Raw genomic sequence first — 22926 nt, forward strand, 5'->3', positions numbered from 1 at the left:
CCCGCGTCGAATGTGAGGAACCCCTTTGAGCAACATCGTCACCGAGCGGTTCGAGCGACTCCGGCAGGAACGGATGATCCCGGCCGGACGACCGGCCACCGCGGTCATCGGATCGCTCCGCGAGATCTTCGCGCACCGGCAACTGCTCGACCTGCTGATCCGTCGCGACCTCAAGTCGCGGTACAAGGACAGCGCACTCGGCTTCGCATGGACGCTGATCCGGCCGCTCGTGCAGCTGGCGATCTACTACTTCGTCCTCGGCGAGATCCTCGGAGCCTCCCGCAACATCCCCGAGTTCGCGATCTACGTGTTCTCCGGCCTGACGCTGTACGGGCTCTTCAGTGAGATCGTCGCCGCGGGTACGGCGTCCATCGTGTCGAACGGTGGGCTCATCAAGAAGATCTACCTGCCCCGGGAGATCTACCCCCTGGCCAGCGTCGGGGCGGCGCTGTTCAACTTCGGCGTCCAGCTCGTCGTGCTCCTCGCCGCGGCGATCCTGCAGAGCGGGTTCGCCTGGGTCCGCCTCGACCTGTTCTACTTCCTGCCGTCGGTCCTGGTCGTCCTGATCTGGGCGACCGCACTGGCACTGCTGCTCGCCGCGCTCAACGTCTACCTGCGCGACATGCAGTACCTCGTCGAGGTGCTCGTGCTCCTGCTCATGTGGGCGTCACCGATCGTCTACAGCTGGCAGATGGTCGCCACCCGCGCGCCGGAGTGGCTCCTCACGATCTACACCTCCAACCCGATCACGCTGGCCGTCCTCGGCATCCACCGGGCGTTCTGGACCGCGGGCGCCGACTCCGAGTACCCGTCGCACCTGCTCCTCCGCCTGGTGGTCGCCGGCGTCGTCGGCCTGGTCGCGCTCCTCGTGTGCCAGCGTGTGTTCGCCAAGCTGCAGGGCAACTTCGCCCAGGAGATCTGACCTGATGAGCATCGACAACGACACCACCCAGGAGACCCGCTCCCCCTTCACCGACGCGCCCGCGGTTGTGACGGTCAAGAACGTCTCCAAGCGGTTCACCATCCGGAAGGACAACTCGCTCAAGGAGCGTGTCGTCACCCTGGGCCGCGCCGGACGACGCCACAGCGAGGACTTCTGGGCGCTCAGGGACATCAGCCTGGACATCCCGGCCGGCACGACCATCGGTCTGCTCGGGCCGAACGGGTCCGGCAAGTCGACCCTGCTGAAGACCATCGGTGGCATCCTCGAGCCCACCACCGGCTCCGTCGAGCGTCGCGGGCGGCTCGCCGCGCTCATCGAGCTCGGTGCCGGTTTCCACCCGGACCTCACCGGCCGCGAGAACGTCTACCTGAACGCGGCGATCCTCGGCCAGACGCAGGAGGAGACCGAGGCACGCTTCGACGACATCCTGCAGTTCTCCGGCATCGGGGACTTCATCGACACGCAGGTGAAGTTCTACTCATCCGGCATGTACGTGCGACTGGCCTTCGCGGTCGCGATCAACACCGACCCCGACGTGCTGCTCGTCGACGAGGTCCTCGCCGTCGGCGACGAGCAGTTCCAGAAGAAGTGCCTCGACAAGATCCGCGAGTTCCAGGAGCAGGGCCGCACGATCATCCTGGTGTCGCACTCCCTCGGTCAGGTGCAGGAGCTCTGCGACTCCGCCGTCGTGCTGCACCACGGTGAGGTCAAGTTCCAGGGCTCCGCCCGGCTCGCGGTGAAGAACTTCCGCGAGATCCTCGAGGGTCGCCGTGTCGCCGAGGCCGAGGCCGCGCACCCGGAGGAGGACGCGAACCCGGGCAAGGTCGAGCACGTCGAGCTCGAGATCCCCGGTCGGGCTCCGGGCGAGGAGCACCACCACGGCGACGACCTCGTCGTCCGCGCGACCTTCTCGCACACCGATGTCCTGCCGGAGTGGCGAGCGGGCATCAAGATCGAGAACCACCTCGGGCACCCGGCGTTCGGCGTGGACAGCCGGCAGCTCCAGACCCGGCACGACCCGCTCCGCGGTTCGGCGACCGTCGAGTGGCACCTGTCCGACCTCCGTCTCGGCGGCGGCCAGTACTTCGTGCACGTGTTCCTGGCGAAGCCGAACGGCGAGCACATCGTCATCGAGCGTGAGGCTGCCCGGTTCGTGGTGGTCGACGAGGACACGCAGTCCGGCATCGCCTGGACGAAGACCACCGAGCGCCAGGTCAAGGGCTGACGTTGGGGGCACTCCCGGTGCTGGTCGACGCCACGTCGGTCCCGCCGAACCGAGGCGGCGTGGCGCGGTACATCTCCGGGCTCCTCGCCGGACTGGCGGACCTCGACGTGCGCGTCGACGTCGTGGCGAAGCCGGGCGACGTCGACTGGCTGCGCGGGATCGCCCCGGCGCACCGGTACCACGCGGCGCCCGGCTGGACGGCGTCCCGCCCGCTGCGACTGGTGTGGGAACAGACCGGTCTCGCCACCCTGACCCGACGCGTCGGGGCCGAGGTCCTGCACAGCCCGCACTACACGTTCCCGGTGCTCTGTGCCTCCCGGACGGTGGTCACCCTGCACGACGCGACGTTCTTCAGCGACCCGGCCGCGCACTCCCCGCTCAAGGTGCGCTTCTTCCGCGCCTGGACCCGACTCGCGCGACGTCTGGCGCGCGCCACCGTCGCACCGAGCGCCGCGACGGTCCGCGAGCTCGACCGGTTCGCCGGGCGACCGCGGCGCGCGACGGTGGTGGCGCACCTCGGCGTCGACCGCTCGCTGTTCCACCCGCCCTCGGAGGCCGACCTGGCCGCGTTCCGCACCGCTCACGAGCTCGCCTACGGTGACGACTGGATCGCGTTCCTCGGCACGGTCGAGCCCCGCAAGCGTGTCCCGGAGCTCATCGCGGCGCACCGTGCGCTCGTCGCCGGAGGCGCGGCGGTCCCGCCCCTGCTGGTGGCCGGCGGCCTCGGCTGGGACGAGACGGCGGTGCGCGAACTCACGGCCGCGGGCGACCACGCCGGTGCACCGCTGCGCCACCTCGGCTACCTGCCGGTCGACGAGCTCCGGGCGTTCCTCGGCGGCGCCCGCGTCGTGGCGTACCCGAGCATCGCGGAGGGCTTCGGGCTCCCCGTGCTCGAGGCGATGGCGTCCGGCGCGGACGTCCTGACCACCGACCGGCTGGCGATCCCCGAGGTCGGCGGCGACGCGGTGACCTACACCGAACCGGACGCCGAGCCGATCCGGGTCGCGTTGGGACGGCTGCTGGCGGACGAGCCCGCAACTCGTGCCGCACGCGTCGCCCGGGCTCGGGAGCGGGCCGAGGGCTTCAGCTGGACCGCGTGTGCCGAGGCGCACCTCGGGGTGTACCGGTGAGCGCCCGCGACACCCGGGGTGGCACCTCGTCCCGTGCGGCGATCGTCACCGTCTCCTACAACTCGGGCGACGTCCTGCCGCCGTTCCTGACCTCCACCGCGCAGGCGAGCGCCGCCGGCGTCGAGGTGGTGGTGGTCGACAACGACTCCGCCGACGTCGACGCGCTCCGTGCCGTGACCGAGGCCGCGGGCGCCCGCTTCCTGGCGCTCGGCGAGAACCGCGGCTACGGGGCCGCGGTGAACCGCGCAGTGGCCACGCTCCCACCCGACGTCCGATGGGTCCTCGTGTCGAATCCGGACGTCGTCCTCGGACCGGGAGCCCTCGACCGGCTCGTCGCGACGGCCGACGCGGATCCCTCGATCGGTGCCGTCGGTCCTCGGCTGCTCGAGCCGGACGGCGCCGTCTACCCGTCGGCCCGACTCGTCCCCTCGCTCCGCACCGGGCTCGGGCACGCCGCGTTCGCCAACGTCTGGCCCGGCAACCCCTGGACCCGGCGCTACCGTCAAGACGGCGAGCACGGTGGGCGACGGGACGCCGGCTGGCTTTCCGGGGCGTGCGTCCTCGTCCGTCGTGACGTCTTCGACCGCCTCGGGGGCTTCGACGAGGGCTACTTCATGTACTTCGAGGACGTCGACCTCGGTTGGCGCATCGGCCGTCTCGGCCTCCGGAACGTCTACGAGCCCGACGCCACCGCGACCCACATCGGCGGCACCGCCACCCAGGGCGCGTCCGAGCGCATGCGTCGCGCCCACCATGAGAGTGCGTACCGCTTCCTGGCGCGGAAGTACCCGGCCTGGTGGCTGTGGCCGCTCCGGGTGGTGCTCAAGACGGCCCTCACCGTGCGCGCCCACGCGACGCACACCCGCTGACACGGTATCGTCGCCCGATCCGACCACGCCCCTCTCCCCCGACCCGGAAGCACCGCGCATGATCCTCGCCGTCACCCTGATGGTCCGCGACGAAGCGGACGTCATCCCCGCATGGCTCGACCACCACGTGGCCCAGGGGTTCGACGTCTTCGTCATCACCGACAACGGCTCGGTCGACGGCACGGCAGAACTCCTCGCCGCCTTCGCCGAGCGTCCCGACGTCACGGTCGACCTCCGCTCCGACCCGGTGCACCGGAAGCAACAGGGCACCGTCGTCACCGGCATGGCCCGGGACGCCGCGAGCATCCACTCCGCCGACTGGGTCGTCAACGCCGACGCCGACGAGTTCGTCCTCCCCGTCGACCGTTCGCTGACCGTCCGGCAGGTCTTCGAACGCCTCGACCCCGCGATCGGCGCGTTCACCGTGCCGGTCGTCAACCTCACGGGCATGCTCGCCGAGTCCGGCAGCGGGATCGAGCGGCTGCACTGGCGCGACGAGCGATCCGTCGCGGAGCTCGAGGCGATCGGGCTCCTCGGCCCGCCGAGCACGAACGCGGTGCACGTCGGCGACCCCGAGGTCGTCGTCGTGCAGGGCAACCACCAGGTCAGCGTCGCGAACCGTGCCCCGGTGCCGTCCGGTCTCGAGCTCGAGGTCCTGCACCTGCCGTGGCGCTCCTGGGCGCAGTACGAACACCGCGTCGACGTCAGCGGCCGTGCCTACGAGGCGAACCCCGACCTGACGCCGAGCCCGCGCCACCACGGCATGCGCGACCTCCACCGTCTGCGCGAGGGTGTCCTGCAGGCGACCTTCGCCCTGCGCTTCGTCACCGACGAGGACGCGGCCGCCGGACCCTTCACGCGTGACGACGGGATCGCCGACGCGCTCCGACGGGCGGGGTCGACCACGCTCGACGGCGCTGGCGACCCGGTCGTGACCGAGGACGAGCTCCGGCGTCTGCAGGCCCTGGGCCACGCGATCGTCGACCGCGACCAGCGGATCGCGTCCCTCGAGGACGCCGTCCGGGCGGGCGAGGCGACCGCGGACACGCTGCGCGCGACCGTGCAGTTCGAACGGGACCGTGCCGAGGCCGCCCTCCGCGAGCTCGCCGTGCGCGATGCCGAGCTCGCGGCGATGCACGCCCGCCGGGTCGTGCGGATCACGGACCGCGCGACCGAGGCCGTCCGGCGTCTCCGGAGGCGCTAGCCGACCGAGCGGCGCTGCCGGACCGCGTCGAGCAGCACCTCGGCCCGCCGGACGAAGGCGTGTTCGGCACCGACACGCCTTCCGCGGTCGACGCGGTCGGCCGCCGACGCGGTCTCGCCCTGTCGGACGAGTGCGCGGAGGTCCGCGACCGACTCGTACGTGCGCACCGCCCCGTGGAACAGCTCCTCGACCCCCGGCACCGGATCGGTGACCACGAGGGCACCCGTCGCCGCGGCGTCGAACAGCCGGTTGGACACGAAGCCGTCACGGGCCATGTCGTCCCAGTGGTCGTTCAGCACCACGCGGGCGCTGCGGTACAGCGCGGGCAGTTCGTCGTTCGGCACGAAGACGCCCCGGTGGACGCCGTCCGGCAGCAGCCCCTCCCAGCCCTCGCCCCACACCGCCAGGTCGAGACCGGCCGCGACGGCGTCCCGCACGACCGGCCGGAAGACCGCCCGGGTCTTCCCGACGAACGCCGTGTCGAGCCCGCTGTACCGGGAGCCGACGGGGCCGGGGTGGAACCGCGCGGGGTCCGTGGCCTGCAGGAGCGGCTCGACGTGGAGTCCGGTCTCCGCGGACACCCGGGAGGCCCAGACCGGCCCGGCCGCGAACCGCAGGTCGTACCGCGCCAGCTCGGCGCCCGTCACGAGGTCGGGGTGTGAGATCACCCAGAGCACGTTCGTCGCCGACGGGTGCACGGGGGTGTCATCGAGCCCGCGGAGCGTCAGGGTGACGTCGTCCAGGTGCTCGGACAGCGGGCGGACGTGGGACTCGCGGTGGTCGACCACGACCTCCTGCCCGAGTGACCGCAGTGCGGCGGCGAGGTCGTGTGCGAAGAAGGTGTCGCCCCAGTCGTCCCCGCGCGGACCGGGGTGCGCGGCGATCCGGACCGACCAGCGCAGCCGCTCCCCGCGGTCGCGCAGGGCGAGCCGCTCCGGACCGCGCTCAGCCCGCAGCACGGGCTCCCGGAGGGCGACCGGTGCCCCGGCGGGCTCGGCGCTCGGCTCCCCCGGTACGAGCCCGGCCCGCGCGAGCGCGCGCACGGCGTCGTCGTCCGTCCGGGTCCGCCACCGGGTGAGCGCTTCGGCCGCGTCGGTGTCGTAGCGCCGCTCGCGGAACGCACCGGTGCGGTACACGCGTCCGAGCGCCACGACCACGCAGGTCCCGCCGCCGGCGTCCGCGCTGTCCCGGGTCAGTCGTGCGACCGCGGTGCGGGTGTCGACGGTCCGGACCGGGACCGCGAGGTCCGCGGTGCGCACGGCGAAGCAGGGCTCGTCCCCCGCGAACACCACGGCGCCGTCCAGCAGGTCGGCGTCCTCGATCGGGTGCCCGCGCAGCAGGGACGCGACCGGTGCGGTGCGCTGGACGAGTGCGGCGCCGGCACTGGCGACCACGTCGTCACCGGTGCGGACGACGGCCAGGGCGACCCGGGTTTCCCGGGCCTCCCCGTCGAGCGCCGCCACGAGTCGGCCGTGTGCCGTTCCGGGCATCGTGACCGAGGCGTCCTGCACCACCGTGACGGCGCTCCGCAGCAGCGGACGCGCGGCCGCGACCGCGCCACCCCACGTCGCGGCGACCGTCGCCCGCGCGACGGCGTGGTCCTCACCAGCCGACACCGGCGGGTAGGTGCTCGTCGGGCCGGCGTGCAGATCGTACACGCTGACCACGACGCCCACCGCGCCGGCCTCGCGTGCCGACCGCACCACGGCGCGGTGTTCGCCCGCGCGGTACGCCGACTCGGCCACCGTGACCAGGACGTCGAAGCCGTCGGTGCTCGGCCGTGGCGGCTCCGTCACGAGCGACGTGTCGACCGGGAGGCGCGGCTCGACCGGGTCGAGCGCCGTCGGCGTCGACGCGGTCGCGTCGGCGCCTCCGGTCGGACCGAGGAGCCGGCGCCACCCGGACCGGGCCACCGTCAGCCGCGCAGCAGGTTCTGCAGGTAGACGCCGTACCCGCTCTTCGCGAGCGGTGCCGCGAGCGCGGCGAGAGCGGCGTCGTCGATCCACCCGTTGCGCCAGGCGATCTCCTCGATGCAGCCGATCTTGTGACCCTGACGGTCCTCGATGACCTTGACGTACTCGGAGGCCTGCATCATCGACTCGAACGTGCCGGTGTCGAGCCACGCGGTACCGCGGTCGAGCACCTCGACACCGAGCGTGCCGGCCTCGAGGTAGCGCTCGTTGACGGTGGAGATCTCGAGCTCGCCACGCGCGCTCGGCTCGATCGTCTTCGCGATCTCGACCACGTCGTTGTCGTAGAAGTAGAGCCCGGGCACCGCGTAGTTCGACTTCGGCTCGGCGGGCTTCTCCTCGATCGAGACCGCGGTGAAGTCGTCGTCGAACTCGACGACGCCGTAGGCCTTCGGGTCGGCCACGTGGTAGGCGAAGATCGTGGCGCCCTGCACGGCCGTGTTCTTCGTGAGGCTCGTGCCGAGTCCGGTGCCGTGGAAGATGTTGTCGCCGAGCACGAGGGCGACGCTGTCGTCGCCGATGAACTCCTCGCCGATGACGAACGCCTGCGCGAGGCCGTCCGGCGACGGCTGCACGGCGTACTCGATCGTCATGCCGAGTGCAGAGCCGTCCCCGAGGAGTGCCCGGAACTGGTCGTTGTACTCCGGTGTCGTGATGACGAGGACCTCGCGGATGCCGGCCATCATGAGCGTCGACAGCGGGTAGTAGACCATCGGCTTGTCGTAGATCGGCATGAGCTGCTTGCTGATGCCCTTGGTGATCGGCCAGAGGCGGGTGCCGGAACCGCCGGCCAGGATGATGCCCTTCATGGCGATGCGTCCTTACTCGTTCGTGGTGCGGAGGGACTCGGTGTAGGCGAGGCACTCCTCGTACGTCGGGAGCAGCCCCTGCTCGGCAGCCTGCTCGAGGGTCGGTGCGCTGGTGTCCTTCTCGGAGAGGACCGGGTCGCCGATGCCGTCGGGGAGCTCGAGGCCCACGGTCGGGTCGAGGATGCTGATCCCCTTCTCGCGCTGCGGGTCGTAGTGGGCGCTCACGAGGTAGTTCACCGTCGAGGCGTCCTCGAGGGCGACGATCGCGTGGCCGAGGCCCTCGGACAGGTACACGGCGCGGCGGTCGACGTCGTCGATGCGCACGGAGTCCCACTGACCGAACGTCGGCGAACCGACGCGGATGTCGATGATGTAGTCGATGAAGGCACCACGGACGGCGGTGACGTACTTCGCCTGGCTCGGCGGTACGAGGGCGTAGTGGATCCCGCGCGCGACGCCGCGCGACGAGATCGACATGTTCACCTGGCGGAGGTCGAGCGGGTGTCCGACGGTCTCCTCGAGCACGTCGGCTCGGTACGCCTCGAGGAAGGCCCCCCGAGCGTCACCGTGCTGGACCGGGGTGAACTCCCAGGCGCCTTGGATCTTCAGTTCGCGGATCTGCACCGGGGCAGCCTAGCAAGAGGCCCGGGTTCAGAGCCCGAGGGCCGCCCGCCAGTCGCGCTCGTCGGTGACGACGCGCTCGGCCCGCACGTACGCCTGGGCACGGGCGACCCGCTCGTCGGCCTCCCGGAACGCCGTCAGCAGGGAATCCCGCCACGACGCCGGGTCGTCCGACGCCAGCAGCCCACCGTGCGCGTCGACCCCCGCGTACGACGGACGGTCCGACCCGACGAAGGGCAGCCCGAGCATCGCGTACTCCAGGAACTTCAGGTCGCTCTTGGCGTCGTTGAACCGGTCCCCGGTGAGCGGCGCGACCCCTGCGGACCACCGGTCCGCGTGCGCCCGGAGGAACGCCACGAAGTCGGGGTAGTGCGTCGCCCCCTCCGGCAGGGCCAGGCGGTCGAACCAGGTCGCGTCGCCGGCCGTCACGCCGACGACCTCGAGCCGGACCGGGCGCCCCGCGTCGTCGACCAGTCCGTCGAACACCGGCCGGAGCAGCGCGAGGTCGTCGCCGTGCGTCGCGGACCCCATGTAGAGGACCCGGCGCGGGCCTGCCGGGTCGGGGTGGCTCGGGCCGTCGCCCCACATGCCCGGCTGCACCGCGTTCGGGACGACGACCGCGTCGACGCCGACCGCGGCGAGCACCGCGCGCAGCGGCTCGGTGGAGGTCACCACCGCGTCGGCGGCGCGGACCACACGCTCCACGGCGGCGAGCCGGTCGGGGTCGTACTCGGCGCGCGCGAGCCGGGCACGGGCCTCCTGGCTGAAGAAGTCGTCGTCGACCTCGGCCACGATCCGGGTGCCCTCGCGACGGGCGCGTTCGAGTGCCGCGTCGAGCGACGCGAGCGGGAAGGCGTCCCGCTGCACGAGCAGCACGTCGATCTGTGCCGTGTCCGAGCCGTCGGCCCACCGGAGCGGGTCGACCTGGGCGACGCGGGCCGCCCCGGACACGGCGAGTGCCGACATCCGCCCGGTCACCCGGATGTGCGCGGAGGCGGGGTGGACACCGCCGGCGCCGTGCACGACGAAGCCGACGAGGGGCGGGACGGGCACCGGGCTCGGTGCCGGCGGCGCCGGGTCGGCGGTCGGCGACGGGGTGCTCCGGCCGAGGAGACGGGCGACGGTCGAGCGGAAGGGAGCCACGGCACCATCGTGGCACGAGCCGGACGGATCACCGCGGCCATTCCTGAGGGCGGCACACGTCTAGGTAGACTCGAGGTTCCGTGTCCTCCACGCGGTCACCGCTCCCACGTAGGATGGTCGGCGACTTCCGGGCCGGAACCCGCCGGCCGTGAACTTCCCAGGGACCCATCACCTCGTGAAACTGTTCGTCCAGATCCCCTGCCTCAACGAGGAGCAGACGCTCCCGTCCGTGCTCGAGACCATCCCGACCTCCATCCCGGGGATCGACGAGATCGAGATCCTCGTCATCGACGACGGTTCGACCGATCGCACCGTCGAGGTCGCCGCCGCGCACGGAGTCCGGCACTTCGTGCGGCACACCACGAACATGGGGCTCGCACGGTCCTTCCGTGACGGGGTCGACTACGCGCTCCTCCACGGGGCCGACATCGTCGTCAACACCGACGGCGACAACCAGTACCCGCAGTCGCAGATCGCCGACCTCGTCCAGCCGATCCTCCGCGGCGAGGCGGAGATCGTCATCGGCGACCGGCAGACCCGGACGATCGAGCACTTCTCCGGGTTCAAGAAGCTCATGCAGCGCTTCGGGTCCTGGGTGGCGAGCCGGGCCGCCGGGCTCGACCTGCCGGACGCGGCGAGCGGGTTCCGCGCCTACTCGAAGTACTCGCTGATCCGCCTCAACATCGTCACGCGGTTCAGCTACTGCATGGAGACGATCGTGCAGGCCGGCTACAAGCGCCTGGCGATCGCGAGCATCCCGATCACGACGAACGCGAAGACGCGCGAGTCACGCCTGTTCAAGAACATCTGGCAGCACATGTTCCAGTCCGGGTCGGCGATCGCGCGCGTCTACCTGATGTACCGACCGATGGCCCTGTTCGCGTCCGTGAGCGCCGTGCTCGCCGCGGCCGGGCTCATCCCCTTCGTCCGCTACCTGGTCCTGCTCTGGGCGGACTCCGGGGGCAACCACCTGCAGTCGCTCATCCTCGGCCTGGTGCTCGTCATCACCGCCGTACTGTCCATCACGATCGGCGTCGTGGCCGATCTCACCCGCATGAACCGGACCCTGGCAGAGGAGCAGCTCGACCTGCAGAAGCTCCAACGGTATGGCGACTGAGGTCGTCCCGCCGCTGACCGGGCGACCGGTCAGCGGCGGGACGACCGATCGTGCCCCGGTGCGGCGGGCCGAGGTGGTCGTGGTCGCGGGCGTGACCGCGGCGTTCGGACTCATCCTCCTGCTCTGGGCCGTGCTCGTCCCCGCCTTCCAGGCGCCTGACGAGCGCGCGCACTTCGACGCCGCGGTGCACGTCGCACTCGGCGACGGCTGGCCTGCCCCGGGGGACCTGCACCTGCTCAGCGCGATCGAGCAGCTCGCGCCGACCGACCGCACGCCGCTCGGTGACCTGCTGCGCACCACCGACGGTGCCGATTCTGACACGGTCAACCAGATGACCCAGCACCCGCCCACGTACTACGTGGTGGCCGCCGGGCTCCTGCACCTGACGCACTTCGAGGACCGCTCGGTCGACGCGGCCGTCGCCGTCCTGCGACTCATCGGCGCCCTCGCCGTGCTCCCACTGCCCGCGCTCGCCTGGGCGACGGTGCGACGCGTCACCCGGTCGGCCCGAGCGGGGGTGGTGGGTGCGTTCGCGGTCCTCGCCGTGCCGGAACTCGCCTCGATCGGGGCGTCCGTGTCCAACGACGGACCGGTGATGCTCTTCGCGGGCACGACGGTGTGGCTGGCGTCGCGGGTCCTCACCGGGGACCGACGCACCCGCACGGCGGTGGCGCTGGGCGTGTCCCTCGGCGTCGCGCTGCTGTGGAAGGGGACGGCGTTGCCGCTCATCCCCTTCGTGGGGCTGGCCGTCGTGGTCGGCGCCACCGGTCGACCGTTCCCGGTCCGGGTCCTGCGCGCTGTCTGGGTGCTCGCCGTCGCGGCCGCGCTCGGCGCGTGGTGGTGGGTCCGCAACCTGCTCGTCCACCACCAACTGCAGCCGGACGGGTTCTCGGCGATCCGGCCGCCCCGGCCCTTCCCCGCGGACACCGGCCCGGACCCCGTCACCTTCGTCGGTGTGTCGTGGAGCACCATCGCGCGGACCTTCTGGGGCAGCTTCGGTGGCAAGGCCCAGTGGATCGTCTCGCCCGTGCTGTTCGAGACCGCCACGGTCCTCGCGCTCGGTGCGGTGCTGATCTGGGGCTTCCGACGGGGCCGGGGGTCCGGGACCGCCCTGACGCTCGCGGTCCTGCCCGTGACGATCCTCCTGCTGCAGTCCTGGACCACCTGGTCGAGCTACCTGGACACGACCTTCGTCGGCGGGACGCAGGGCCGGTACTACTTCCCCGCCGTCCTCGCGTTCATCGCACTCAGCGCGATCGCGTGGCGCCGGGCGCTCCGGACCGAGACGGGTCACCGTCGGGCGGGGGTGATCGTGCCCGTGGTCGCCGCGGTGATCGCGCTCTACGGGCCGCTGTACCTGTACGGCTCGGTCGCGGAGCACGGTCGCGTCCGCGTCACCGCGCGCGGCCTCGACCTGCTCGCGACGACCAGCCCGGTCCCGGTGCTCGTGTCGGTCGTGCTCTGGTGCGCGGCGCTGGTCGTGCTGGTCGTCGCGCTCGTCGGCACCGCACGGCTCGCTCGTCGGTCCTCCGCCGACAGGCCGTCCGGCGGAGAGCCTTCGGGTGACGAGCCGCCGGCCGATGCGTCGACGGACGACCGGACGGCCGTCGAACGGTCTCCCGTCGGACCACCGTCGGGCCTCCTGTCGTCGACGGGCGGCACCCCGACAGCGACCCCCGCTCCCGACGAGGAGGCCGCACGATGAGCTCCCCCATCCGCCCGCGGGTCACCCGCAACGAGGTCGTCGCCGTCATCGGGCTCAGCGCGGCCTTCGCGCTGCTGCTCGTCACCTGGGCCCTCGTGACGCCGCCCCTGCACGGGCCGGACGAGCTCGCCTACGTCGACGCGAGCATGCACCTCGCCCTCGGCGAGGCCTGGCCGGCCGCCGGATCGATGCACTACCTGCAGGGGCTCCTCGCCCAGAACGTGCCGATGCTGCCCCAGATCGCCGCGGACCGGGTCTCGTTCGGGTCCCTCGTCGGCGACCACGCGGTCAACACACTGGTGAACCCGATGTCGCAGCACCCGCCGACGTACTTCCTGGCCCAGAGCACGGTCGCGCGGGCGCTCGACTTCACCACCCGGCGATGGGACGTCGTCGTCCTCGGCATGCGGCTCGCGGACGTGGCGCTCATGAGCGTCCTGCCGGTGCTCGTGTGGGCCGCCGTCCGTCGCGCCACCCGGTCACCGCGCCTCGCCGTGCTCGCGGCCGGGGCCCTGCTCCTGGTCCCGCAGTTGGCGCAGTTCGGTTCCTCGGTCAACGCCTGGGTCCCGGTGGTCACCGCCGGTGCCCTCGCCACCTGGCTCGGCGTCCGCATCCTCACCGGCGACCGGTCCTGGTGGACCGCGCTCGCGCTCGGCGGTTCGCTCGCCGTGGGCACCGCCGTGATGAGCGGCGGGTTCATCGCCGTGCCGTTCGCCGTCGCGGTCGTGTTGTGCGCGCGGTCCGACCTCGGAGGACCGGGCTGGGGAGCACGGGCCCTCCGCGCGCTCGTCGTGCTGGCCGTGCCGGCCGTCACGACCGGCTGGTGGTGGCTCGGGCAGCTGGTCCGGACCGGCACCCTCCAGCCCGACGCCTTCCCCGCCACCACCACCCCGTGGCCGCCCGAGGAGGGCCCGGCGCCCCAGATGTTCGCGGGCGCGGTCTGGAACGGCCTGTCGGAGTCCTTCTGGGGCCGCCTCGGCCGCTACGAGTGGCCGCTCTCCCCGGTGTTCGTGGACTCGATCACCGTCATCGTCCTCGCCGTCCTGGTCTGGGCGGCGACGCGGAGGACGGTCGACCGACGCAGCATGCTCGTGGCCGCGGTGTTCCCCGCCACCGCCCTCGTGGTCGTGCTCGTCCGCGACTGGGCGACCTACGCCGGGCACACCGGCGTCACCGTCACGCAGGGCCGGTTCCTGTTCCCCGCCGTCGCCGCCCTCCTCGTGATGCAGGCGCTCGCCTGGCGTGGACTGGTCGTCGACGCACGAGTCCGCCGTCGCCTCGGACGCGCCCTCCTCGTCATCGGTCCCCTCGTGGCGATCGCCGCCCTCGCGCTGCTGTACGGAGCCTCCTACGAGCAGCTGCAGTTCCGGGTCCGCGCGAACGGTGTCGGGCTCCTCAGCACCACCACGCCGTACGGGCTCCGGGCGATCGCGGCCGCTGCCGGCGCCCTCGTCGTCGTCGGCGCGGTGACCGGAGTCGTCGTCTGGCGCTGGCTGGGACGCGCCCCGCAGCCCGCGCGGCCCGTCGTCGAGGCCCCGCTAGACTCTCCGCCGACCGTCACATCGAACCGAAGGAATGACCCGTGAAGATCCTCGTCACCGGAGGGGCCGGCTTCATCGGCTCGAACTTCGTCCGTCGCACGCTCCAGGACGCCTACCCCGGCCTCGAGGGCGCGGACGTCGTCGTGTACGACGCGCTGACCTACTCCGGCAACCTCGAGAACCTCACGCCGGTCGCCGACTCCCCGCGGTACACCTTCGTCCAGGGCGACATCACCGACGCGGCGAAGCTCGACGAGGTCATCCCGGGCATCGACGCCATCGTGCACTTCGCCGCCGAGTCGCACGTGGACCGCTCGGTCCGCGACTCCGGCATCTTCGTCGAGACGAACGTCGTCGGCACCCAGCGCCTGCTCGACGCGGCGCTCCGCCACGGCACCGAGCGCTTCGTGCACGTCTCGACCGACGAGGTCTACGGGTCGATCAGCGAGGGCTCCTGGGACGAGGAGCGTCCGCTCGAGCCGAACTCGCCGTACTCGGCGTCCAAGGCCGGCAGCGACCTGCTCGCCCGCAGCTACCACCGCACGCACGGGCTGAACCTCTCGATCACCCGCTGCTCGAACAACTACGGGCCGTACCACTTCCCCGAGAAGGTCATCCCGCTGTTCGTCACGAACCTCATCGACGACCGGCACGTCCCGCTGTACGGCGAGGGCAACAACATCCGCGACTGGCTGCACGTCGACGACCACACCCGCGGCATCGCGATGGTCCTGACCAAGGGCCGCGCCGGCGAGATCTACAACATCGGTGGCGGCACCGAGCTCACCAACAAGGAGCTCACCCAGCTGCTCCTCGACGCCACCGGCAAGGACTGGTCGTACGTCGACCGCGTCCAGGACCGTCTCGGCCACGACCTCCGTTACTCGGTCGACATCTCGAAGATCCAGGCCGAGCTCGGGTACGAGCCGCAGGTGCCGTTCGAGCAGGGCCTCGCCGACGTCGTGCAGTGGTACCGCGACAACCGCGCCTGGTGGGAGCCGCTCAAGGAGCGCGCGGCGCTCAGCTGAGCCCGGCGACGACGATGACCCGCACCCTCATCACCGGCGCTGCCGGCATGCTCGGTCGCGACCTGCAGATCGCGCTGCAGGGCCGTGACGTGACCGCCCTCGGCCGGGCCGACCTCGACATCACCGACCCGGAGGCGGTCGACGCCGCCGTCGCCGGCCACGACGTCGTGATTAACTCCGCGGCCTACACGAAGGTGGACGACGCGGAGACCCACGAGGACGAGGCGGCCGCGGTGAACGCCACCGGGCCGAAGCTCCTCGCCGAGGCAGCGGTCCGACACGGCGCGAAACTCGTCACGATCTCGACGGACTACGTGTTCGACGGCAACGGCACCGCCCCGTACCCGGAGGACGCGCCCACCGACCCGCTGAACGCCTACGGGCGGACCAAGGCGGCCGGTGAGGCGTTCGTCCGCCGGATCGCGCCGGACTCGTCGTACGTCGTGCGCACCGCGTGGATCTACGGCGAGCACGGGCCGAACTTCGCCGCGACGATGCTCCGGCTCGCCGCTTCGCACGAGACGGTCTCGGTGGTCACCGACCAGGTCGGTCAACCCACCTGGACCGCCGACCTCGCGGCACGGATCGTCGAGCTCGTCGACGCCGACGCCCCGGCAGGCATCTACCACGGCACGAACTCGGGACAGGGGTCCTGGTTCGACTTCACGAAGGCGATCTTCGCCGAGAACGGGCTGGACCCCGATCGCGTGCTGCCCACCGACAGCGCGGCGTTCGTCCGCCCGGCGCCGCGACCGGCGTACAGCGTCCTCGGCCACGACGCATGGTCGCGCGCCGGGCTGGCTCCCATGCGCGATTGGCGTGAGGCGCTGCACGCTGCCGTCGCAGCCGGAGCACTCTCCGCGTGAACGGCGCCACAGCACTCGTCGTCGGGGGCGGCGGGTTCCTCGGCAGGTCCGTCGTCGCCGCGCTCGAGCGTGCCGGGGACCGCGTCGTCGTGCCGCAGGTCCCCTGGGGCGACACCGAGGCCGCGGCCGACGTCCTCGTGCGCGCGGTCGCCGGCCTCCGCGCCGGCAGCACTCCCTGGCGCCTCGTGTGGTGTGCCGGTACCGGCATCGTCTCGACCGGGGACGAGGCCTTCGCCGCGGAACGCCTGCTCCTCGACCGGGTGCTCGACCCCGCCGCGACCGCCCCGCCCGCCGGCGCGACCGGCACCGCGGGGACCGCCTTCCTCGCCTCGTCCGCCGGCGCCGTCTACGCCGGCTCCGAGGGCGTGCCGTTCGACGAGTCGACCGGGCCCCGTCCCCTCGCCCCGTACGGTCGCACGCGGCTCGAAGCGGAGCAGCGCTTCGCAGCGTGGGCGACGACGGTGGGCGCGCGGCTGGTGATCGGCAGGATCGCGAACCTGTACGGGCCGGGCGCCAACCTCGACAAGCCGCAGGGGCTCGTCTCCCAGCTCGCCGCCGCGCACGTGGAGGGACGACCGTCGTCCATCTACGTCCCGTTCACGACGACCCGGGACTACCTCTACATCGACGACGCCGGAGCGATGGTCGCCGACGCCCTGCAGCTCGTGGCCGACCGGCCGCCCGGCACGGTCGTGACGAAGATCTTCGCCTCGCAGCGGGGGCACTCGATCGCGGACGTGGTGGCGGCCGTCAGCGCGGCCTTCGACGAGGAGCTCGACGTCCGCGCCGGTCACCACGACTCCGCCGACCGGCACGGCCTCGACCTCCGCTTCCGGTCGACCGTCCTGACCGACATCGACGACCGTGACCTGATGCCCTTCGACGAGGGCGTCCAGCGCACCGTCGAGTCCGTCCGCACCGCCCGAGGAGGGCACCGAGCATGACCGCTCCAGCACCACGTACCGCCCGGGTCGCCGCGTGGGTCGCCGCACATCCGTGGGCGGGGATCACCGTGTGGAGCGCGGTGGTGTTCCTCCTCGCCGCGTCGGTGGCGCGCGCGTTCACGTACCCGCCGCTCAACGGCGGTGACGAGCCGGCGCACTTCGACTACATCATCACGGTGTGGCACGGGCACCTGCCGGTGTTCGAGGACGGGCTGACCTACCGCGCCCCCTTCGGCGCCGGCGTGCCGGTGCAGTGGGTCTCCCAGCACCCGCCGCTGTACTACGTCCTCCTGGCGCCGGTCGTGGGGCCGCTCTTCGACTCGGGGCACGCGCTGGTCGCGGTCATGGCCGGCCGTCTCGCCAGTGCGGTGTTGATCGCCTGCGCCGTCCCCGCGGCGGCATGGGGCGCGTGGCGGACCTTCCCCGGTGCCCGCCGGCTCCCCGGGGCGGTCGCGGTGGTCACGGCGATGGCGGGGATCGTGGTCCAGCAGGGGTCGTCGATCTACAACGACGCGCTCTACTACCCCCTCGTCGTCCTCGCCTGCGCGATCGCCGGGGCCGCGCTCCGTTCCGGGGTCGGCCCGAAGCTGCTCGTCGCCGCACTCCTGGTCGGCGCGGCGGGCATGTCCACGCGACTCTCCTTCGCGCTCTGGCTCATCGCACTCGTCGTCGCGGTGCTGCTCGCCCCGCACGTGCGGCTCGGTCGTCTCGCCGGCGTCCCGGCCCGCATCGTCGCCGCCGCGCTGCCCGTCCTGGCCGCCGGTGCGGCGTCCGGGTGGTTCTACCTCCGCAACAAGCGCCTCGCCGGCAACTACAGCGGTCGGCACGCGGACTGGGGGCTGCAGCACATGGGCCGGGTCGAGTCCTCCGTCACCGACGTGGTCCAGAGCGCCAGCTTCTGGCGCGGCACCTTCGGCATCTACCGCGGGGTCGTCGACCCGCTGTCGTGGTCCACGTACTGGCTGCTGCTCCTGCCGCTCGTCCTCGCGGTGCTCGCCGGCATCTGGGTGCTGGTGTCCCGTCGTCGGCGGGTGACGCACGACGCCGGAGCGACCCGCTCCGTCGCCCGGGCCTCCGTCCGTGCCGTCCGGCGCGACCGCCTGTCGACGGCGCTGGTCGTCGCGATGTACGTCGTGGTCACGGCGTTGCTGCTCGCGACGCAGGTCCAGTACGTCTCGGGCGGCGGTGCGGCCAACACCCGGTACGCGCTCACGGCGCTGCCGGTCATCGTCGTCGCCATGGCGGCCGGCCTGACGGCCTGGCGACCGTTGTCCGGCGTGCTCGTGGGGCTCTGGATCGCGGGCGCGATGCCGCCGTACCTGTCACTCGTCGACCTGTACGTCACCGGCATCGTGCCGCACGCCGCGACGGTCGTCCGGCTGGCCTTCGCCGTTTCGTTGATCGGTGTGCTCGGCTGCGCGCTCGGGGCCTTCCTGGACTCCGGGATCCTCCGCGACGCACGAGCCGCGGGCCGGGACGAGCCGGCCGCTGCCCCCGAGGCGCCGGGCGCGCGGGACGACGATCAGGCCAGCGCGGCCCGCAGCAGCGTCCGGTAGCGGTCGGCCACGGCCTCCACCGTGTAGGCCGCGGCCGTCTCGGCGGCGGCACGACCGAGTCGTGCGGCGAGTCCGGTGTCGCCGAGCAGGCGGTCCATCGCAGCGGCGAGTGCGTCCGGGTCGCCGGGCTCGACCAGCAGGCCGTTGACGCCGTCCTCGACCACGTCGACGATGCCGGGCACGGCACTGGCGATGATCGCGCAGCCGGCGGACATGGCCTCGAGCAACGCGACCGGCAGGCCGTCGCGGTCACCGTTGGCGGCGGGGACCGAGGGGTAGAGGGCGATCGAGGCCCGCGCGTACTCCGCCGCGAGGGCCTCCTTGCCGCGCGCTCCGACGAAGGACACGCCGGCCCCGGCGCGCGCTTCGAGCGTCTGCCGCAGGGGTCCGTCGCCCACGACGACGACCTCCGTCGGCTGCACCGCGGTGCGGTCGAGCGCGTCGAGCAGGACGACCGCGCCCTTCTTCTCGACCAGTCGGCCGACGAACAACACACGGCCCGGGACCGTCGTCTCGCGGGCGGTCGCCGCCACGATCGGAGCGGTGTCGACGCCCATCGGGACGACGTGCACCTGGTCCGGACGCGCGCCGAGGGCCGCCACTTCACGGGCCATGTCGGTGCTCATGCAGGTCACCGATGCGGCGCTGCGGACCACGGCACGCTTCACGGCCTGGAGGACCGGGTGCCGCAGTGCGTAGAGGTCGCCACCGAGGGTGGTCACGACACGCGGCAGGCGACCGAGCACGAGGCGACCCACCGCGCCCTGCGGGATGATCCAGTGCAGGAGGGCGACGTCCGGTCGCGAGCGCCGCTGCTCGCGCAGCAGCGCGGCCGCCATCGCCCCGAAGAAGAACGGCACCTGGAGCCACCGGGACCGGTCCGCCTTGAGGTTGTCGACGATCGCCCCGTCCGCCAGGTCGCGCCACCGTGCCGGGAAGTACCCGTACCGCCGGACCTCGACGTCCCCGATCCGCTGGTGCTTCCGGGCGCCCCGGACGAGCGGTGCGACCACGACGACCCGGTACTCGTCCGACAACGCCAGCGCGAGGTCGAGGACGAAGCCGGGAGTGCCGTCACCGGGCTCGGCCGGGAACGTCGACGCGGCGACGAGCAGGGTCGGACGGACGACGGAGTCGTGATTCATGCAGCGCGCTCGCTTAGAGTTGTCGGTCGATGGACGCACGACAGCCTACGGGGTCCGCGGCGGCTCCCCCGGAACCGCCCGCCGCCCCCACCGACACCCTCGGCACACCCCCGGGCCGAGGGCGTCGTGCGCGCGTCCTGACGGTCGTGAAGTGGGTCGCGGCCGTCGTCGCGATCGGCCTGCTGGTGTGGGGCATCGCGAGGCAGTGGGACGACATCGTCGCGGACTTCGCCCGCCTGGACGTGGCGACGGTGGGCATCGGTCTGGGCGCGACGCTCGTCGCGTTGGTGGCCAACATGCTCTCCTGGCGCGCGATGATGGCGGCCACCGGTGCCCGGGTCCGTCCCGCGGCCGCGTCCTCGATCTTCTTCGTCGGTCAGCTCGGCAAGTACATCCCCGGCGGGGTCTGGTCGATCGCCGCCCAGGCCGAGCTCGGTCGAGCGCACGGTCTGGCACGGGCGGGGAGCGCCGTCGCGTCCCTCGCATCGATGCTCGTGAGCATGGTGACCGCCGCCCTCGTGGGCATCGTCGCCCTCCTGTCCGCAGCCCCCGACGGCCTGGTGCAGTACTGGTGGCTCGGCGTCGTCGTCGTCATCGGACTCGTCGCCCTGACGCCGCCCGTCCTCAGCCGCCTCATCGCCCTGGCGTTCCGCGTGCTCCGACGTCCCAGCGAGTCGACCACGCTGACCTGGGGCGGGACGGTGATGTCCATGGTCTGGTCCGTGGTGATGTGGGTCGCCTACGGCGTCCAGGCGACGTTCGTGCTGCACGCCTTCGGTGCCGACTCCCCGTCGGTGTTCGCCGTCTCGACCGGGGCGTACGCCGTGGCCTGGCTCGTCGGGTTCCTGGTCGTGATCGCCCCCGCCGGTCTCGGCCCGCGCGAGGGCGTCCTGGTGCTCCTCCTGGCCAGCGTCGCCCCACCTGCCGGTGGGGCAGCACTCGCACTCGCGGTCGTCAGCCGGGTGTTCATGACGATCGGCGACGTCGTGCTCGCCGGCCTCGGGTCGGCCCTCGCGGTGCGCCATCGCCGCGTCGCCGCTCGCACCCAGGGGGCGGTCGCCGACACTGCGGCTTCTCCCCAGCGCCACTGGTAGCCTCGACTGTCGATCCCCGGGGTGACCCGGCCGCACCACCGAGGAGCCCTGCCAGATGACCACACTCCGCGTGATCGTGGACCAGGTGATCGCGCCGGTGCCCGGCGGCATCGGTCGCTACGCGGAGGAACTGACCCGGCAGCTCGTCGCCACCGCGCCGGACGGCTGCGACGTCGAGGCGGTCGTCTCCGCCGCTCCCGCTGCCGACCTGCAGCACCTCCGGACGCTCCTGCCCGGGCTCTCCGGGCTCGACCGACTCGCGCTGCCCCGTCGGGAACTCGCGCTCGCGTGGCAGGGCGGTCTGGCTCGTGGCGCCTCGCACGGCATGGTGCACGCGCCGAGCGTCCTCGCGCCGCTGGTGAAGCACGACCGGGTCCAGGAGCCGGGCCGACAGACGGTCGTCACCGTCCACGACACGGTGCCCTGGACGCACCCCGAGACCCTGACGCCGCGCGGGGTGCACTTCCACAAGGCGATGGTGAAGCGGGCGTACCGGTACGCCGACGCCGTCGTCGTCCCGACCCACGCTGTCGCCGCGCAGCTCAACGAGATCCACCGGTTCGACGACCGGCTGCGGGTCATCGGCGGTGCCCCGAGCGGCCGTCTGCGGGTCCCGGTGGACGCCGACCTGCGTGCGGAACGGCTGGGACTCCCCGACCGGTACGTGCTGGCCGTCGGGACCCTTGAGCCCCGCAAGGGCCTGAGCGCCCTCATCGAGGCGATGGCGCACCCCGAGGCCCCCGACGACGTCCCCCTGGTCATCGCCGGCCCGGACGGGTGGGGCGACGTGGACGTGCACGGCACCGCCGAGCGGGCGGGGCTCAGCCCGGACCGGGTCAAGGTGCTCGGGCGGGTTGACGACGCCGACCTCGCCGTCGCGTACGACCGCGCCACCGTCTTCGTGTTCCCGAGCCTCGCCGAGGGCTTCGGCCTCCCCGTCGTCGAGGCGATGAGCTTCGGCGTCCCGGTCATCCACTCGGACGACGAGGCCGTGCGTGAAGTCGCGTCCGACGCCGGCGTGAGTGTCGCGCGGAACCCGCGGCAGAGCTACCCGGAGCGCCTCGCGCAGGCGATGTACCAGGTCGTCAACGACGCGCACCTCGCGGGGCAACTGGCGGTCGCGGGACCGGACCGCGCCAGGATGTTCGACTGGCGCGACTCGGCCCTCGAGACCTGGCAACTGCACGCCGACCTCTGACGCGCCGAGCGCTCGTGGGCTGCGTCACGGCTCGGCATCGATCGTGGGTCTCGCCGTGTCCCTGCCCGGGAGGCCCGTGCCCGGCTGCCAGGATCAGCCCATGACTCGTCGTCACCCGTCCACGGTCCTGACCGCCGCGATCACCGTCGGCATCACCGGGGCCCTGCTCCTGACCGCCTGCTCCGGCGGCGACACCCCGGCCCCCACGAAGAGCGCCTCGGCGACCAGGACCGCCAGCCCCACGCCGACGCGCACACCGTCGCAGGCACCGGCCCCGTCCGTGTCGGACGCCCCGTCGGCGCCGGCTGACGACGCGCCGGCACCGGGCTCCGACGACGACACCGACGACGGCTCCGGTCAGGGCACCGGCAACGGCAGCGGCGTCACCGCCCCGGACACCGTCGACTTCGGCACCGTCACGCAGCAGGGCGTCGCAGCTGCCGGAGGAGGGACCGTCGTCTCCCTCACGGGCGGGGGCGACCTGTGGACCGTGGTCGTCGCCGGACCGGACGGCGCCCTGACGCAGTCGGTCGTGTCCGCGACGCTCGGCCGTGTCACCTCCGGGCCCTTCCCGAAGGACTCGGACGCGGCGGCGAAGGGCGCGACCGCTGCTCGGGCTGCGGCCCTCCGGGTCGACGCCGACGCTGCCGTGGCCAAGGCCACCGCGGCGGTGCCGGGCAGTTCGCTCACCGGGTTGCAGCTGGGCGGCAGCGGGTCCGCTCCGGTGTGGAACGCGACGGTCACGTCGGGCGGGGCGAGCCGTTCGGTGACGGTGGACGGCGTGACGGGCGCGACCCGGGCCTCCTGACCGGGCTGCT

At 72.6% G+C, this 22926-nt stretch carries 20 protein-coding genes; 15 read left to right on the forward strand and 5 right to left on the reverse strand.

Features of this window, described 5'->3' with window-relative positions; translation table 11 throughout:
- The first annotated feature begins 25 nt into the window (after nucleotides 1-25).
- The 5 genes from DEI83_RS03940 to DEI83_RS03960 are packed head-to-tail and all read left to right on the forward strand — an operon-like array spanning nucleotide 26 to nucleotide 5371.
- Nucleotides 26-922, forward strand: a complete 897-nt coding sequence (locus tag DEI83_RS03940) for an ABC transporter permease (RefSeq protein ID WP_258371052.1) — start codon at nucleotides 26-28, stop codon at nucleotides 920-922.
- A gap of 4 nt (nucleotides 923-926) precedes the next feature.
- A complete protein-coding gene (locus tag DEI83_RS03945) occupies nucleotides 927-2168 on the forward strand; it encodes an ABC transporter ATP-binding protein (RefSeq protein ID WP_111080502.1) in 1242 nt (413 codons plus the stop codon).
- A 59-nt stretch (nucleotides 2169-2227) separates the two neighbouring features.
- Complete coding sequence (locus DEI83_RS03950; protein WP_258371053.1) at nucleotides 2228-3298, forward strand: glycosyltransferase family 1 protein; 1071 nt, start codon at nucleotides 2228-2230, stop codon at nucleotides 3296-3298.
- Nucleotides 3295-4167, forward strand: coding sequence for a glycosyltransferase family 2 protein (locus tag DEI83_RS03955; protein ID WP_181431060.1), 873 nt, complete (start codon nucleotides 3295-3297; stop codon nucleotides 4165-4167). The genes DEI83_RS03950 and DEI83_RS03955 overlap by 4 nt, the downstream gene beginning before the upstream one ends.
- Before the next feature lie 58 nt (nucleotides 4168-4225).
- The gene (locus DEI83_RS03960; protein WP_181431061.1) at nucleotides 4226-5371 is read left to right on the forward strand and encodes a glycosyltransferase family 2 protein; all 1146 of its coding nucleotides are present in this window, start codon (nucleotides 4226-4228) and stop codon (nucleotides 5369-5371) included.
- On the opposite strand, the gene DEI83_RS03965 is transcribed toward DEI83_RS03960, so the two are convergent.
- Genes DEI83_RS03965 through DEI83_RS03980 form a run of 4 tightly spaced genes read right to left on the reverse strand, consistent with a single transcriptional unit; the run spans nucleotide 5368 to nucleotide 9914 of the window.
- Nucleotides 5368-7284 carry a glycosyltransferase gene (locus DEI83_RS03965; RefSeq protein WP_111080504.1) on the reverse strand — a complete coding sequence of 639 codons (1917 nt, stop codon included), beginning with the start codon at nucleotides 7282-7284 and terminating at the stop codon, nucleotides 5368-5370. The two genes, DEI83_RS03960 and DEI83_RS03965, sit on opposite strands and share 4 nt — an antisense overlap.
- A 2-nt stretch (nucleotides 7285-7286) precedes the next feature.
- Entirely contained in the window at nucleotides 7287-8150 is an 864-nt protein-coding gene (gene rfbA / locus DEI83_RS03970) for a glucose-1-phosphate thymidylyltransferase RfbA (RefSeq protein ID WP_111080505.1), read from the reverse strand.
- Between the two features lie 12 nt (nucleotides 8151-8162).
- A complete protein-coding gene (locus tag DEI83_RS03975; protein WP_111080506.1) occupies nucleotides 8163-8774 on the reverse strand; it encodes a dTDP-4-dehydrorhamnose 3,5-epimerase family protein in 612 nt (203 codons plus the stop codon).
- A 27-nt stretch (nucleotides 8775-8801) separates the two neighbouring features.
- Nucleotides 8802-9914 carry a glycosyltransferase gene (locus tag DEI83_RS03980; RefSeq protein WP_111080507.1) on the reverse strand — a complete coding sequence of 371 codons (1113 nt, stop codon included), beginning with the start codon at nucleotides 9912-9914 and terminating at the stop codon, nucleotides 8802-8804.
- Between the two features lie 175 nt (nucleotides 9915-10089).
- On the opposite strand from DEI83_RS03980, the gene DEI83_RS03985 reads away from it, so the two are divergent.
- From DEI83_RS03985 to DEI83_RS04015, 7 genes are read left to right on the forward strand one after another with little or no spacing between them, the layout of a single operon-like run.
- Nucleotides 10090-11031 (forward strand): glycosyltransferase family 2 protein, encoded by a 942-nt coding sequence (locus tag DEI83_RS03985; RefSeq protein WP_111080508.1) that lies wholly within the window; start codon nucleotides 10090-10092, stop codon nucleotides 11029-11031.
- Nucleotides 11021-12736 (forward strand): glycosyltransferase family 39 protein, encoded by a 1716-nt coding sequence (locus tag DEI83_RS03990; protein ID WP_111080509.1) that lies wholly within the window; start codon nucleotides 11021-11023, stop codon nucleotides 12734-12736. The genes DEI83_RS03985 and DEI83_RS03990 overlap by 11 nt, the downstream gene beginning before the upstream one ends.
- Nucleotides 12733-14322, forward strand: a complete 1590-nt coding sequence (locus DEI83_RS03995; RefSeq protein WP_111080510.1) for a glycosyltransferase family 39 protein — start codon at nucleotides 12733-12735, stop codon at nucleotides 14320-14322. Before DEI83_RS03990 ends, DEI83_RS03995 begins: the two co-directional genes overlap by 4 nt.
- Complete coding sequence (gene rfbB, locus DEI83_RS04000) at nucleotides 14319-15305, forward strand: dTDP-glucose 4,6-dehydratase (protein WP_111080511.1); 987 nt, start codon at nucleotides 14319-14321, stop codon at nucleotides 15303-15305. Before DEI83_RS03995 ends, rfbB begins: the two co-directional genes overlap by 4 nt.
- Before the next feature lie 14 nt (nucleotides 15306-15319).
- On the forward strand, nucleotides 15320-16171 hold the full coding sequence (rfbD, locus tag DEI83_RS04005; RefSeq protein ID WP_111080512.1) for a dTDP-4-dehydrorhamnose reductase: 852 nt from the start codon (nucleotides 15320-15322) through the stop codon (nucleotides 16169-16171).
- Nucleotides 16168-17115, forward strand: a complete 948-nt coding sequence (locus DEI83_RS04010; RefSeq protein ID WP_111080513.1) for an NAD-dependent epimerase/dehydratase family protein — start codon at nucleotides 16168-16170, stop codon at nucleotides 17113-17115. Before rfbD ends, DEI83_RS04010 begins: the two co-directional genes overlap by 4 nt.
- Nucleotides 17112-18671, forward strand: a complete 1560-nt coding sequence (locus DEI83_RS04015) for a hypothetical protein (protein WP_111080514.1) — start codon at nucleotides 17112-17114, stop codon at nucleotides 18669-18671. Before DEI83_RS04010 ends, DEI83_RS04015 begins: the two co-directional genes overlap by 4 nt.
- Here DEI83_RS04015 and DEI83_RS04020 read toward each other — a convergent pair.
- Complete coding sequence (locus tag DEI83_RS04020; protein ID WP_111080515.1) at nucleotides 18638-19816, reverse strand: glycosyltransferase; 1179 nt, start codon at nucleotides 19814-19816, stop codon at nucleotides 18638-18640. The genes DEI83_RS04015 and DEI83_RS04020 overlap by 34 nt on opposite strands.
- A gap of 146 nt (nucleotides 19817-19962) precedes the next feature.
- Here DEI83_RS04020 and DEI83_RS04025 point away from each other — a divergent pair, with 146 nt between their 5' ends.
- The 3 genes from DEI83_RS04025 to DEI83_RS04035 all read left to right on the forward strand — a co-directional run bounded on the left by DEI83_RS04025 (nucleotide 19963) and on the right by DEI83_RS04035 (nucleotide 22916).
- Nucleotides 19963-20910, forward strand: coding sequence for a YbhN family protein (locus DEI83_RS04025; protein ID WP_181431062.1), 948 nt, complete (start codon nucleotides 19963-19965; stop codon nucleotides 20908-20910).
- Nucleotides 20911-20965: 55 nt separating this feature from the next.
- On the forward strand, nucleotides 20966-22108 hold the full coding sequence (locus DEI83_RS04030) for a glycosyltransferase family 1 protein (RefSeq protein WP_111080517.1): 1143 nt from the start codon (nucleotides 20966-20968) through the stop codon (nucleotides 22106-22108).
- A 100-nt stretch (nucleotides 22109-22208) separates the two neighbouring features.
- Complete coding sequence (locus DEI83_RS04035) at nucleotides 22209-22916, forward strand: hypothetical protein (protein WP_111080518.1); 708 nt, start codon at nucleotides 22209-22211, stop codon at nucleotides 22914-22916.
- Nucleotides 22917-22926: the final 10 nt, after the last annotated feature.

The sequence above is a fragment of the Curtobacterium sp. MCBD17_021 genome, assembly GCF_003234525.1.
Lineage (GTDB): Bacteria > Actinomycetota > Actinomycetes > Actinomycetales > Microbacteriaceae > Curtobacterium.

What these genes read in the sequence shown, in the direction of transcription:
- DEI83_RS03945 (WP_111080502.1), top strand. Translation starts at nt 927, where the DNA reads ATGAGCATCGACAACGACACCACCCAGGAGACCCGCTCCCCCTTCACC.
- DEI83_RS03960 (WP_181431061.1), top strand. Translation starts at nt 4,226, where the DNA reads ATGATCCTCGCCGTCACCCTGATGGTCCGCGACGAAGCGGACGTCATC.
- rfbA (WP_111080505.1), bottom strand. Translation starts at nt 8,150, where the DNA reads ATGAAGGGCATCATCCTGGCCGGCGGTTCCGGCACCCGCCTCTGGCCG.
- DEI83_RS03990 (WP_111080509.1), top strand. Translation starts at nt 11,021, where the DNA reads ATGGCGACTGAGGTCGTCCCGCCGCTGACCGGGCGACCGGTCAGCGGC.
- DEI83_RS03995 (WP_111080510.1), top strand. Translation starts at nt 12,733, where the DNA reads ATGAGCTCCCCCATCCGCCCGCGGGTCACCCGCAACGAGGTCGTCGCC.
- rfbD (WP_111080512.1), top strand. Translation starts at nt 15,320, where the DNA reads ATGACCCGCACCCTCATCACCGGCGCTGCCGGCATGCTCGGTCGCGAC.
- DEI83_RS04015 (WP_111080514.1), top strand. Translation starts at nt 17,112, where the DNA reads ATGACCGCTCCAGCACCACGTACCGCCCGGGTCGCCGCGTGGGTCGCC.
- DEI83_RS04020 (WP_111080515.1), bottom strand. Translation starts at nt 19,816, where the DNA reads ATGAATCACGACTCCGTCGTCCGTCCGACCCTGCTCGTCGCCGCGTCG.
- DEI83_RS04030 (WP_111080517.1), top strand. Translation starts at nt 20,966, where the DNA reads ATGACCACACTCCGCGTGATCGTGGACCAGGTGATCGCGCCGGTGCCC.
- DEI83_RS04035 (WP_111080518.1), top strand. Translation starts at nt 22,209, where the DNA reads ATGACTCGTCGTCACCCGTCCACGGTCCTGACCGCCGCGATCACCGTC.